Source organism: Bradyrhizobium algeriense, from assembly GCF_003062295.1.
GTDB classification, from domain to species: domain Bacteria; phylum Pseudomonadota; class Alphaproteobacteria; order Rhizobiales; family Xanthobacteraceae; genus Bradyrhizobium; species Bradyrhizobium algeriense.
Genome location: NZ_PYCN01000008.1, coordinates 12376 through 25274, shown reverse-complemented (window position 1 = coordinate 25274; position 12899 = coordinate 12376). Strand labels below are relative to the sequence as shown.

The following is a 12899-nucleotide window of genomic DNA, read 5'->3' as shown; positions in this document are numbered from 1 at the left end:
CCTCAGCTCTTCACCAGCACCGGACCGGTACCGGCCGGACGCTCGTTCTCCATCAGAATGCCCAGCCGCTTTGCCACTTCGGTATAGGCTTCCAGCAGCCCACCGAGATCCCTGCGGAAACGATCCTTGTCGAGCTTCTCGTTCGACTTGATATCCCACAGCCGGCATGAGTCGGGCGAGATTTCGTCGGCGACGATGATCCGCATCATCTCGTTTTCGAACAGGCGTCCGCATTCCATCTTGAAATCGACCAGACGGATGCCGATGCCCAGGAACAGCCCGGTCAGGAAGTCGTTGACGCGGATGGCGAGTGCCATGATGTCGTCGATTTCCTGCGGCGTCGCCCAGCCGAACGCGGTGATGTGCTCTTCCGATACCATGGGGTCGTTGAGCTGGTCGTTCTTGTAATAGAACTCGATGATCGAGCGCGGTAGCTGGGTGCCCTCCTCGATGCCGAGGCGCTGCGACAGCGAACCGGCGGCGACGTTCCGCACCACCACCTCCAGCGGCACGATCTCGACCTCGCGAATCAACTGCTCGCGCATGTTGAGGCGGCGGATGAAATGGGTCGGCACCCCGATGTCGTTGAGGTGCTGAAACAGGTACTCCGAAATCCGGTTGTTGAGGACGCCCTTGCCCTCGATCACCTGGTGTTTCTTGGCATTGAACGCGGTCGCATCATCCTTGAAGTGCTGGATCAGGGTTCCCGGCTCCGGGCCTTCATACAGGACCTTGGCCTTGCCTTCATAAATACGGCGTCGACGGCTCATTGGGATGTACCGTGTTTTGTTGAAATCCATGAAATTGGTGTGCTCCGGATGACAAGGGTTTACGACCACGACGGAGCTGCCGTGAAGGCGAAAGTCCCGAACAAAGCGACCGGAAACAGAACAAGAACCTCGCCTGATGGCAACCTATCCGATTGGCCCATCCAGCACAATCGACCCGGCCCAATTGGGGCCAACTTATCCCGATTGCCTGCGGCCTAACGGCCCGTTGTTTTACCGATTCGCCCCCTCTATCTAGGTAGGCGATCGGGCCGCGACAACGCGGCCCTGCTTACCATTTCCGGGGATTGGAACCGAAGAATGAGCACTTTCGACAAGCGCGAGGAAGGTTTTGAGAAGAAATTCGCCCTCGACGAGGAGCAGAAGTTCAAGGCCGAGGTGCGCCGTAACAAGCTGCTCGGTCTTTGGGCAGCGGAGAAGCTCGGCATGTCCGGCGACGACGCCAATGCCTACGCCAAGGAAGTGGTTTCGGCCGATTTCGAGGAGGCCGGCGACCAGGACGTCCAGAACAAGGTTGTCAAGGATTTGACCGCCAAGGGCGTCGCCATCACCGCTGCCGAGGTGCGCGTCAAGATGGACGAGCTGATGGCGGCGGCCGCCGCCCAGGTGAAGGCGGGGACCTGACAAGCGAATAGGGAGTGGCGAATAGCGAATAGCTCCAGTTGCTACTCGCCGTTCGCCATTCGCGCCTTTTTATATTCCCCACGCACGATCTCCAGCAATCGCCGCGCCGCCGCGCTGAGAAAGCCGCCGCGGCGCGTTACTGTTACCACGTCGTGGCTCGCCTTGAGATCGCGGACGGCGATGGTCGAAATCGTGCCGTGTCGCAGTTCCTCAGCAGCGTTGCTCTCCGACAGAAGCGCCACGCCGAGGCCTGCTTCGACCAGGCGCTTCTGCGCGGTCAGGCTGTCGACCGGCGTCCAGTCGACGTCACCCAGCCCGTGGGTCTGAAATAGCGCAAAGACGTGTGCAGCCGTGATCTCGCGCCGTCCCGGCACGACAGGGAACGCGATCCAGCGCTCGCCGCGCAGCTCTGCAAGTTTTGCGACACGGCGCCCTGCACGCGGATGATCCAGAGCACACACCACCAGCAGTCGTTCGGACAACAGCAATTCGCAGTCGAGATCACGCGAACGGTCGCGGTCATAGCGCAGCCCGATGGTCGCCTCGCCGCGCCGGATCATGTCGCTGACCTCAGCGCTGGTCGCGGTGCGTAAACTCAATTCGACCCCAGGGTGCTCGGCCGCGAAGCGCTTTAAGATCGCCGACAGCCGCCCGCCGGCCAGCGTGCCGACCACCGCGAGCGCAATCGGCCCTGAATTCGGCCGCGCCAGCGCGCGAACCGCATTCTCCGCGTCCTGCGCGGCTGCGACCGCGCGCTCGGCATACGGCACCATCACCCGCCCCGCATCGCTCAGCATCGTGCGTCCCGCGATCCGCTCGAACAGCGGCACGCCGAGCTCCTGCTCCAGCAATGCAATGCGCCGCGAGATCGCCGGCTGCGAACGGTGCAGCGCCTTCGCCGCGCTCGAAATACCGCCGCGGCGGTGAACGGTCAGGAACGTGAGAAGCGCATCGCTGTCCATGCTTCCTCCATGCAAAAAGCTGATGATGCATAGAGAAATAACAAATTTGGCTGATGGGCGATAGCCCGCTAGTTTCGCTGCCAGCCTGAACCGGCCAACAAACCAAGCGGAGATTGCCGATGCGAACCCAGATGGAAAAAGCCGAAGCGTTTCGCGCCCTGCATGCGCGCCCGGGCGCCTTCATCATTCCCAATCCCTGGGACGCCGGCACGGCAAAACTGCTCGCCGCGATGGGGTTCGAGGCGCTGGCGACCACGAGCCTCGGCGTTGCCAATACGCTCGGCAGCGCCACCGTCAGCCTCGATGCCATCCTCGAGAACTGCCGGGTGATCGCTGATGCCACTGGCCTGCCCGTCAACGCCGATTTGGAGAATTGCGGCGCGGACGATCCGAAGACCGCGGCGAAAGCGATCGCGCGTGCGGCAGAGGCCGGCGTCGTCGGCGGCTCGATCGAAGATTTTACCGGCGATCCGAAGAAGCCGATCTACGATTTTTCGCTTGCGGTCGAGCGGGTGCAGGCGGCGGTCGAGGCCGCACGTGCGCTGCCCTTCCCGTTCACGTTGACGGCGCGGGCAGAGAATTTCCTGCACGGCCGCAAGGATGTCGACGACACCATCAAGCGGCTGCAGGCATTCGAGGCGGCTGGAGCGGACGTCCTGTATTCGCCCGGCCTGTATGACATCGGCACGATCCGCACTGTGGTGTCATCGGTCGGCAAGCCGTTCAACCATGTGATGGGCTTTGCCGACCCCACGCTGACGGTCGATCAACTCTCAGCCGCAGGCGTCAAGCGCATCAGCGTCGGCGGCGCGATGGAGCGCTACGCGCTTGCAGCGTTCTTAAAATGCGCCCGCGAGATGAAGGAGCGGGGCGCGTTCACCTATGTGCGCGAGATGGCACCGATCGGGGAAGTCAGGGCTGCGTTCAGGTGATCCGCCTCGGGCCGTCATTCCGGGGCGTGCGAAGCACGAACCCGGAATCTCGAGATTCCGGATCGCCGCTTCGCGTCGTCCGGAATGACGTTACCGTCGCGACGCGACGTTAACGTCACCCCTCCTTGAACCCATACTCCGGCACATTCCCGCTGGCGCCGTAATATTTGTACGGCAGGAATTTTCCGGACATCGTGATCTTGACGCGGTCGCCCTTGGGATTGGGCAGGCGCTCCATCACCATGTCGAAGTCGATCGCCGACATGATGCCGTCGCCATATTCTTCCTCGATCAGCGCCTTCCACGCCGGGCCGTTGACCATCACCAGTTCGTAGAAACGGTAGATCAAGGGATCGGTCGGCGGCATCGGCGTTCCGGTGCCGCGCATCGGCACCTCGTTGAGCATGGCGATTTCCGATTTCGACAGCCCGAACAACTCACCGGCATTGGCGGCCTGCGGCTTTGTCAGTTTCATCTGGCCGAGAACGGCGCCTGTTATCAGCACCTCCGAATAACCGCCGATCTTTTCGCAGATATGTTTCCAGCTCCAGCCCTTCTCGCGCTTGATGTCGAGCAGCTTTTCGGTGAGGTCTTCGCGTTTCATGGATGGTCTCTCCTTTGGTTCAATCAGGCCCGGGCAAAAGCGCGAAGCGCGTCTTCACTCAAATGTCCCGGGCATCCACGTCTTGCTTGCTGTCAGGAAGACGTGGATGGCCGGGACAAGCCCGGCCATGACGCCTGTATTGAATCCTCTGCCTCGGCGGCAATTACCAATTCCGGCTTGCCCGGCCGCACCACCGGCACGTTGCGCGGATCGTGATTGGCCACATCAGCCGCAAATGTCTTGCTGCGGCTGACCAGGAAGTCGACGATGTGATTGCGCAGCGCGTAGTAGTAGGGATGGCGGTGCAGATCGATGCGGCCGCGATCCTTCGGCAGCGGATTTTCCACGATCTCGGCCAGCACAGCGCCGGGCCCGTTGGTCATCAGGAAAATCTTGTCGGCGAGATAGATCGCCTCATCGACGTCATGGGTGATCATGAAGGCGGTTTGTCCGGTTTCGAGACAGATGCGGCGCACCTCGTCCTGCAGCGTGCCGCGCGTCAGCGCATCGAGTGCCGAGAACGGCTCGTCCATCAGCATGATTTTCGGCGTGATCGAAAGTGCCCGCGCAATGCCGACGCGCTGCTTCATGCCGCCGGAGAGTTCCGACGGACGCTTGTGCTCGGAACCGGTCAGCCCGACCAGATCGATGAACTTCTGCGCATGCGCCTTCACCTTGGCGCGATCCCATTTGCGCCATTTCGAGGTCACTGCATAGGCGACGTTGCCGAGCACGGTGCGCCACGGCAGCAGCGCGTGGCTCTGGAAGATCACCGCGCGGTCGAGGCTGGTGCCTTCAATGGCCTGTCCGTCGACGATGACCGCGCCCTCGCTCGGCTCGTCGAGGCCGGCCAGGATGTTCAAGACCGTGGTCTTGCCGCAGCCGGAATGCCCGATCACGCAGCCGAACTCGCCGCGGTTCATCGACAGCCAGAGATCTTCGAACACGGCGGTCTGATCGCCATCCGCGCCGGGATAGCGCCGCGCGATGCCTTCGATGGAAATGAATTTGTCGGTCATCACAGCTATTCCGGGAACGTGACCATGCGCGTGAAGCGCGCCAGAATCTGGTCGAGCAGCATGCCGACGATCCCGATCAGGAGGATCGCGATGATGACATTGGTGATCGAGAGGTTGTTCCACTCGTTCCAGACGAAGTAGCCAATGCCGGTGCCGCCGACCAGCATCTCGGCCGCGACGATGACGAGCCAGGCGATGCCGATCGAAATCCGCATACCGGTGAGAATCGTCGGTGCGGCCGCCGGCAGGATCACCGTGAAGGCGCGCCTGATGGTGCCGACCTCCAGCGTGCGCGCGACGTTGATCCATTCCTTGCGCACCGCGGCGACGCCGAACGAGGTGTTGAGCAGCATCGGCCACACCGAGCAGATGAAAATGACAAAAATCGCCGAGATCGAGGAATCCTTGATGGTGTAGAGCGCAAGAGGCATCCAGGCGAGCGGCGAGATCGGCTTCAGCACCTGGATGAACGGGTCGAGTGCCTTGCTGATCAAGGGCGACATGCCGATCAGGAAGCCCAGCGGGATGGCGACGAGCACCGCCAGCAGATAGCCGAGGCCGACGCGGCCGATGGAATAGCCGAGCTGGATACCGAGGCCCTTGTCGTTCGGCCCCTTGTCGTAAAACGGCTGCTTGAGATGCTCCCACAATTTCGCGCCGACATCGAGCGGACCCGGCATCGCCGACTTGCCTTGCGTCGCCGTCAGCCCCATCAGCTTGGCGTATTCCGGCGTCATGGTGGTGGTCGCGGCCGTCGAGCGCGTGGCGAGATGCCAGATGCCGAGAAACGCGGCGAACAGCACGATCGAGACCACGGCTGCGCGGAAGCGAAGGGAGAAGGTCATCGGGGATAGTCCCTCAGCACGTCGTCCCTGCGAACGCAGGGATCCATACGCCGCGGCGCTAGTAATGAAGGAAGGCCTCTGACATCATGCCTGAAAGAGACGGCACGGCGCCGCGACGAGCGCAATTTGCGCTCGCGCTGGGATCCCGGCGTTCGCCGGGACGACAGCCGAAAATGTAGTTGCGTCCCGCCCCTCACGACGCCTTCCTGATCTTGAAGCTGGCGAGATAATCGTCCGGCTTCGCCGGATCGAACGTCTTGCCCATCACCGCGAACGATTTGTACGACGTCGTCGGCGGTGTCAGTCCCATCTCCTTCATGACCTTGCCGGTGTCGGTCGCGAGATAAACCTGTTCCGCCACCGCCTTGTAATCGACGTCGCCCTTGATCTGGCCCCAGCGCTTCATCTGGGTCAGCATCCACACCGCAAAGGACTGCCAGGGGAATGGATCGAAATCGACACGCTTGGCATCCGTCTTCACACCGCCCAGGCCGTCCGCATAGGTGCCGGTCAACACCTGCTCCAGCACGGTGACGGGCGCGTTGATGTAGTTCGCCGGCGCGATCGCTTCCGCGATCTGCTTGCGGTTTTCGGCTTTCGACGCATAGGCGGTTGCGTCCACGATCGCGCGCGTCAGCGCCGCAAAGCTGTTCGGCGAGCTGGTAATGAATTCCTTGCTGGCGGCAAAGCTGCAGCAGGGATGACCGTCCCAGATCTCCTTCGACAGGATGTGCATGAAGCCGACGCCGTCATAGATCGCACGCTGGCAGATGTTGTCGGGCGCGAGGAAGCCGTCGATGTTGTCGGCGCGGAGGTTGGCGACCATTTCCGGCGGCGGCACCGAGCGCAATTGCACGTCGGTATCGGGATCGAGGCCGTGTTCGGCGAGGTAATAGCGCAGCAAATAGTTGTGCATCGAATAGTCGAACGGAATGGCGAACTTCATGCCCTTCCAGTCCTTCGGATCGCGCTTGTCCTTGTGCTTCATGGCGAGCGTGATGCCCTGCCCGTTGATGTTCTCGATCGCCGGCACCGTGAACGGGATCGCATTGGCGCCCAGCCCCAGCGAGATCGCGATCGGCATCGGCGCCAGCATGTGGGCTGCGTCGTATTCCTTGTTGATGGTCTTGTCGCGGATCACCGCCCAGCCGGCGGTCTTCACCACTTCGACGTTGAGGCCGTGCTTGGAATAGAAGCCGAGCGGGGCTGCCATGATGATCGGCGTCGCGCAGGTGATCGGAATGAAGCCGACCTTGAGGTCCTTCTTCTCGGGCGCCCCGCCTTGCGCAAAAACCTCGGTCGCGGTCTGAAGCGGAAAGAATTGCGAGATCGCGGCCAGCGCGGTCGAGGCGCCGACCGATTTCAGGAACGCGCGCCGTGCGGCATCCCTGGGAAACATCGCCCGCATCACGGCGGAGGCGACGACGCCCTCGTAGCGCTTGTCCTCGCTCGGCGCGGGCTCGCAGCGCAGCGCCGAGGCCGCATGTTCATGTTCGGCCTCGCTGACATGCTGGCCGCAACTGCAGCCACCGGCACGAAGACGGCGATCGGGATCGAATGGATTGTCGAAGGTAGACATGAGACCTCCTGCACGGGCGTTGCCCCCTAATTAAGCAAGGCACATGCCAGCCCTCTTCTTCGGCAATTACGTTGATGTCGCAGGGATTTGCGGCTTCGTTGGTGATTACGAAAATTCGTGATAAACGAAATATCGTAGCTGGATTACGAATTTTCGGAGTCGATCAAATGGATCTGGCCTTGGGTTCCACGGCCGCGCCGCAAGACGCCAGCCTTCACACCGCCGCGTTCGAGTTCGCGGTCGAGCCAGCGCTGCTGCTCGATCCCCGTGCCGACCTGATCCTCGACGCCAATCCGGCCGCCTGCGCCCTGCTCGGCTACGACCGCGCGCTGTTGCGGCAAACCAAAGTCAGCACGCTGCATGCAGGCCAACTCCCCGCGCTGATCGTGTTCACCCAGGCCGTGCTCGACAAGGGCGCGTTCTGGACCAATGCGCTGACGCCGCGCCACGCCACCGGGCAAACGCTCAGGCTCGAATATGCCGGCTCGCTCGTGCCGGGTGACGGCCGCGCGCTGGTGCTGCTCACCATGAGCGACCTCGATGCACGCCGCCGCCGCTATGTCGATGCCGCGGCCGAGGACCACATGCGCGGCGGGATCGCGACCTGGCAACGGGTCGAGCGCGTGTTCCAGGACATCGAGCGCGAAAACCAGTTGATCCTGCGCGCCGCCGGCGAAGGCATTTACGGCGTCAACGCCGAGGGCAAGACCACCTTCGTCAATCCGGCGGCCGAGCGCATGCTGGGCTGGGCGGCGGAAGAGCTGGTCGGCAAGGAAATCCACCCGATCGTTCATCACACCCATCATGACGGGCGGCACTATCCCGATCATGACTGCCCGATCTACGCGGCGTTTCGCGATGGCGCCGTGCACCAGGTCGAGGGCGAGGTGTTCTGGCGCAAGGACGCCACGCCGGTCTGGGTCGAATACACTTCGACGCCGATCCGCGACCGCGGCGTCGTCGTCGGCGCGGTCATCGTATTCCGCGACGTCAGCCAGCGCCGCGAGGCCGATGAAAAACTGCACGCGGCACTCGCCGAGGTCGATCGCCTGCGCGAGCGGCTGGAGCTGGAAAACGCTTACCTGCAGGAAGAAATCCGCATCGAGACCAATCCGCGCGGCATCATCGGCCAGAGCGAGGCGATCCAGAAGACGCTGCGCCAGGTCAAGCTGGTGGCGCCGACATCGGCGGCCGTGATGATCACGGGCGAATCCGGCACCGGCAAGGAACTGATCGCGCGCGCCATCCACGAGGCAAGCAGCCGCCGCGACCGGCCGCTGATCCGGGTCAATTGCGCGGCGATCCCACGCGAACTGTTCGAAAGCGAGTTCTTCGGTCACGTCCGCGGCGCCTTCACCGGCGCGATGCGCGACCGCATCGGGCGATTCGAGCTCGCCGACGGCGGCACGCTGTTTCTCGACGAGGTCGGCGAAATTCCGCTCGAACTCCAAGGCAAGCTGTTGCGCGTGCTGCAGGAAGGCAATTTCGAACGCGTCGGCGAAGAGCGCACCCGTGCGGTCGACGTCCGCCTGATCGCCGCCACCAACCGCGATCTCAAGCAGGAAGTGCAGCGCGGCCGGTTTCGCGAAGATCTCTACTTCCGCCTCAACGTGTTTCCGGTGGAATCAGTCCCGCTGCGCGAGCGGCGCGAGGACATTCCGCTGTTGGCGCAGCATTTTTTGACGCGCGAGAGCAAGGCGCTGAAATCCGAGCTGCGCCTGTCCGAAGGCGATGCGCGCCGGCTTTCGCGCTACGATTGGCCCGGCAACGTCCGCGAACTGCAGAACGTGATCGAGCGCGCGGCGATCCTCGCGCAGAACGGCCGGCTGCGCATCGATCTGCCAGATACATCCGGCGTTCAGCCCTCCCCCGGCTCGGCACGCGTGAAAGCCGATGCCCGCCCGGTCGTCATGACCGCATCCGAAATGCGCGCGCACGAGCGCGCCAATATTCTTGCCGCGCTTCAGGCCTGTTCCGGCAAGGTCTTCGGCCCCGGCGGTGCAGCGGAAATGCTGGATATCAAGCCGACCACGCTGGCCTCGCGCATCAAGGCGCTGGGGATTACGAATGCGCGCGGCTTGGCTGGTTAGTTGGCGCGTGTACTCAAAAACGTCGGCTTCCCACGGAAAAGCCACCCGGCTTGACCATGATCAGTGGCTTGTGACCCGAACAACTCGCTCCTTGTTACGGCTGTGATAGGAAATCTCAACCGGAGCCGAGCGATATATGAAGAGATTTGATCTCAATCCTGACTTCTCAGCGGACTGCACAATCGCGGACAAATCTCGATCGGGCGAGGTTTATCACGTGCGTCGCAACGCCTCGGATAGCGGAAAGACGTTGACTCCGGTCGCGCGCTATTTCGCTTGGCAGCCTGATTTTATCGAGGGTTTCAATCGCCATTGGCGCGTGGATTGCTTTGTGACGCGCCATCCCCTGGTCCTTTGCGATCCAATTTTGCTGGGTCAAGCGCTAGTAGCTGCTTTGATACGTGAAAATCTCTGCGACGAGCCAATTTGGTTGTCCTCACATCGGAGCGATGACGAAAAAGGCCAAGCATACGGAAATGTCTTTGAGGACGAGTGAAGTGAAGTGCAGGTTCGGTTGGACGCTCTGCCGAAGTCCGGCATTTGGGTCCAAAGGCGACATGCATCAATGTCGGCTTGATAATCGCCTTCCGAGAGCAAAGCGGGCCTGACTTAATTACGGGCACATGCCCTAATAGCGCCGCCCGCCGATGGCGAACGGTGAGGCTCCAGGCAGCGAGTTGAACTCGCTGTCGATCCGGCCCGACTGCTGGACGTAGCCGACCCCGAGCGACAGGCTGAGATTCGACGTCGCCTGGAATTCGACGCCGGCATTCACGCTGGAGATCGGCAGCGTGCCGGACTTGGAATCGAACGGCGCGAACGGGCCGCCGATGCCGGTATTGTATTTCAGCGTGTCGAAACCGGCATAGAAGGTGACGGGCAAGCCGCTGTTCTTCAAGCTGTAGCCGAACTGCACGCCTTCGCTATAGAGCGAACCGAAACTACCGAACGCACTCTGGCTGATGCCGCTGAGGCCCATGCTGCTGCGCTGGCTGCCGACAAAAAAGCCATTCGAAAAATTGTACCGCGCATAGGAAGAGACGTTTCCGACGTCGCGGAAATCGAAGCTCGGAAAGCTGCCGTAAGCGTTCGGGCTCTCGCCTGCGTCGCCGCTGAAACCCATCGGCCAGCCCGGTATCCAGTAGTTCACCGGCGAGGCCTGGGCGTGGGCCGCTTGCCCGCCGAGACAGAGCATCGCGAAGGCGAGTGCGAGACCTAAGCTGCGTGTGAAATTAGACATTCGCGGGACCACCAAGTGCGCCGCGATTATACGCATTGGAGGCCGGGAACGCCAGAGCGACGCGGTGGCGCGGTTCCACCACATGGCGATGTTGCGTCGATCTCGACGCCGCGGGTTGCAGCCTGATCCGCTCGAATCAGGCTGCAAACATCCAACGCGCCCTTACGCCGCCTTGGTGGTGAGCTTGGCCTCCGTCGGCAGCCCCTCCTCGATCGGCAGCGACGGATCGCGCGACCATTCGTTCCAGGAACCGAAATACATCCGGACATCCTTCACGCCGGCGTTCTTCAAGGCGAGGAACGTGTTGGAGGCGCGCGCCCCCTTGAAGCAGTAGAGATAAACCGGCGTATTCTCGGTGATGCCGACGGTGGCGCATTCCGCCAGGATCTCGTTCTTCGACTTGAAGCGCGGCCCTTCCGCGGTCGGCTTCATCATGCGGTACCACTCGAGCCAGACGGCGCCGGGGATGCGTCCCTTGCGCGGGCAAAAATCCTTCCCATAAGGCGACGAGCTTTCGCCGATCCACTCGTCGATGTCGCGCACGTCGAGCAGCGCGATGCCAGGCTTGCCGACGGCGGCGAGCATGGTCTTGGCGTCGATCAGGATGTCGCCCGCTTCAGGTACGACCGTGAACGACGCCTTTACCGGCGACGGCACGTCCGTGGTCACCGGCAGGCCCGCTGCCGCCCAGGCATCGTAGCCACCATGCAACACCTTGATCTTGGGATAGCCGAGCATGGTCAGCAGGTAATAGCCGCGGCAGGACTGGCCGAAACCGGAATTCATCGACTGTTCGTAGATGACGGCGGTTTCCTTGCCGGACAATCCGGCAGCGCCGAACGCGTCGGCGAATTTCGTCTTCAGTTCGTGAATGCCTTCCGGCGTCGAGGTCGCCAGATAAGTGAAGATTTCATGGACATTGACGGCGCCGGCGAGATGCCCCGCGCCGTAGGCTTCGGGATTGCGGGTGTCGATGATGACACACGGCTCTTTCGTGAGGAATTCCGCGAGTTCGCCGGCAGTAATCAGAACGTCCGTCATGGCAGGCCTCTCCTGTTTGTGGTTGCTGGTTGGGTCGGTCGGAAATCCTTTAGTGCTCGTCGCCAGCCAGCATCTTGCGAAGCTGCTTGGTGGCGGGGGTGACGATGGCAACGAAATAGGCCTCGCGAAGCCGGCGCTGGGCGCGGTGGCTCTTCAGGTAGCCGCGCGCGCCGCAATGGAGCATCGCCGCGTGGGCGGCCGCGACACTGGCGTCGCCAAGGCGCAGCCGCAGCGCCACGACACGGCGCCAATAGCTGTCGTCGGTGTTGTAGGGATCGTGCGCGAGCGCCATCGTCTCCTTCTCGAACTCGGCATGGAGTTCGCGGAACTGCAGTGGTTGCTGCGGCAGATAGCGGTTGACGTGGCCGAGCGGCGCCGCGAGCTCGTCCATGATCTGGATGCAATCCTTGATCAGGCCGAGCGCCATGCCGGCCTGCAGCAGAATGAAGCCGGCGCGGATTTTTTTGACAAAGGGTCCTGCCGGCTCGGCCAGAATCAATTCGTCCGGCACGAAGACATCGCGAAACTGCACGCCGTAGGTGCCGGTGCCGTCCATCGCGAGGAACGGCTTGCACGGCTGCAGCGTGATCGCTGGATTGGAGCAATCGGCAAGGAACATCACGATGCCGCCGGGCCCATCCTCGCGCTCGAAGATGGTGCCGAAGAAATGCTCGGCGCCCAGATTTGACACCCAGGGCAGCGCGCCGCGCACGACGTAACCGCCCTCGACCTTGCGTCCTTTCAGTTTCAGCTTCTCGATGCCGAAAAAACTCTTCATCGGGTTGGACAGCCCGGTGCCGCCGAGAATTTCGCCGCTGGCGAACTTATCGGCGAATTTGGCGACGAGTTTTGGATTGCCCGAATTCGAGGCGTACCAGACCAGCGTGTTCTGGCACCACGCCATGAAGGCGGTGGCGCCGCAGACTTCGCCAAGCGCTGCGATCGATTGAATGGCGCAGCGCAGATCGGCCGCGCCATTCACCGGTTGGTGGCTGCCCCAGGCGCCGGCTTCGCCGAGCCGCCGGAGCAAGGCATCGGGGTAGAGTGTGCCCTCGTCGATCGCCAGCGCCTGGGGTGCGAGTTCTTTGCGCGCAATCACTGCTACCTGATCGGCGATCGACGCCGATGGCAGAGTTGCGTCAATCGCGAGCCGGGATACCGCCAGTGAACCCATC

The 12899-nt window shown here is 62.4% G+C and carries 13 protein-coding genes; 4 read left to right on the top strand and 9 right to left on the bottom strand.

Annotation, left to right across the window (positions count from 1 at the left end; all coding sequences use genetic code 11):
- Positions 1-2 precede the first annotated feature (2 nt).
- Positions 3-770, bottom strand: a complete 768-nt coding sequence (gene purC, locus C7G61_RS17410) for a phosphoribosylaminoimidazolesuccinocarboxamide synthase (RefSeq protein WP_171708996.1) — start codon at positions 768-770, stop codon at positions 3-5.
- Positions 771-1088: 318 nt separating this feature from the next.
- On the opposite strand from purC, the gene C7G61_RS17405 reads away from it, so the two are divergent.
- On the top strand, positions 1089-1412 hold the full coding sequence (locus C7G61_RS17405) for a DUF1476 domain-containing protein (protein WP_108516398.1): 324 nt from the start codon (positions 1089-1091) through the stop codon (positions 1410-1412).
- Between the two features lie 41 nt (positions 1413-1453).
- Here the strand turns inward: C7G61_RS17405 and C7G61_RS17400 are convergent, their stop codons facing one another.
- Positions 1454-2374, bottom strand: coding sequence for a LysR family transcriptional regulator (locus C7G61_RS17400; RefSeq protein WP_108516396.1), 921 nt, complete (start codon positions 2372-2374; stop codon positions 1454-1456).
- Between the two features lie 119 nt (positions 2375-2493).
- On the opposite strand from C7G61_RS17400, the gene C7G61_RS17395 reads away from it, so the two are divergent.
- A complete protein-coding gene (locus tag C7G61_RS17395; RefSeq protein ID WP_108516394.1) occupies positions 2494-3306 on the top strand; it encodes an isocitrate lyase/PEP mutase family protein in 813 nt (270 codons plus the stop codon).
- Between the two features lie 115 nt (positions 3307-3421).
- On the opposite strand, the gene cynS is transcribed toward C7G61_RS17395, so the two are convergent.
- The 4 genes from cynS to C7G61_RS17375 form a co-directional block, all read right to left on the bottom strand.
- Positions 3422-3910 carry a cyanase gene (gene cynS, locus C7G61_RS17390; protein ID WP_108516392.1) on the bottom strand — a complete coding sequence of 163 codons (489 nt, stop codon included), beginning with the start codon at positions 3908-3910 and terminating at the stop codon, positions 3422-3424.
- A 92-nt stretch (positions 3911-4002) separates the two neighbouring features.
- Positions 4003-4929 carry an ABC transporter ATP-binding protein gene (locus C7G61_RS17385; protein ID WP_108516389.1) on the bottom strand — a complete coding sequence of 309 codons (927 nt, stop codon included), beginning with the start codon at positions 4927-4929 and terminating at the stop codon, positions 4003-4005.
- A gap of 5 nt (positions 4930-4934) precedes the next feature.
- Positions 4935-5774 (bottom strand): nitrate ABC transporter permease, encoded by an 840-nt coding sequence (gene ntrB, locus C7G61_RS17380; protein ID WP_108516387.1) that lies wholly within the window; start codon positions 5772-5774, stop codon positions 4935-4937.
- Between the two features lie 193 nt (positions 5775-5967).
- A complete protein-coding gene (locus tag C7G61_RS17375) occupies positions 5968-7353 on the bottom strand; it encodes a CmpA/NrtA family ABC transporter substrate-binding protein (protein ID WP_108516385.1) in 1386 nt (461 codons plus the stop codon).
- 167 nt (positions 7354-7520) lie between these two features.
- Here C7G61_RS17375 and C7G61_RS17370 point away from each other — a divergent pair, with 167 nt between their 5' ends.
- Positions 7521-9443, top strand: coding sequence for a sigma 54-interacting transcriptional regulator (locus C7G61_RS17370; RefSeq protein ID WP_108516383.1), 1923 nt, complete (start codon positions 7521-7523; stop codon positions 9441-9443).
- Positions 9444-9579: 136 nt separating this feature from the next.
- Positions 9580-9939 carry a hypothetical protein gene (locus C7G61_RS17365; protein ID WP_108516381.1) on the top strand — a complete coding sequence of 120 codons (360 nt, stop codon included), beginning with the start codon at positions 9580-9582 and terminating at the stop codon, positions 9937-9939.
- A gap of 132 nt (positions 9940-10071) precedes the next feature.
- Here the strand turns inward: C7G61_RS17365 and C7G61_RS17360 are convergent, their stop codons facing one another.
- From C7G61_RS17360 to C7G61_RS17350, 3 genes are all read right to left on the bottom strand, one after another.
- Positions 10072-10683, bottom strand: a complete 612-nt coding sequence (locus C7G61_RS17360) for a hypothetical protein (RefSeq protein ID WP_108516379.1) — start codon at positions 10681-10683, stop codon at positions 10072-10074.
- Between the two features lie 162 nt (positions 10684-10845).
- Positions 10846-11724, bottom strand: a complete 879-nt coding sequence (locus C7G61_RS17355; RefSeq protein WP_108516377.1) for a sulfurtransferase — start codon at positions 11722-11724, stop codon at positions 10846-10848.
- A gap of 49 nt (positions 11725-11773) precedes the next feature.
- The gene (locus C7G61_RS17350; RefSeq protein ID WP_108516375.1) at positions 11774-12898 is read right to left on the bottom strand and encodes an acyl-CoA dehydrogenase family protein; all 1125 of its coding nucleotides are present in this window, start codon (positions 12896-12898) and stop codon (positions 11774-11776) included.
- Position 12899: the final 1 nt, after the last annotated feature.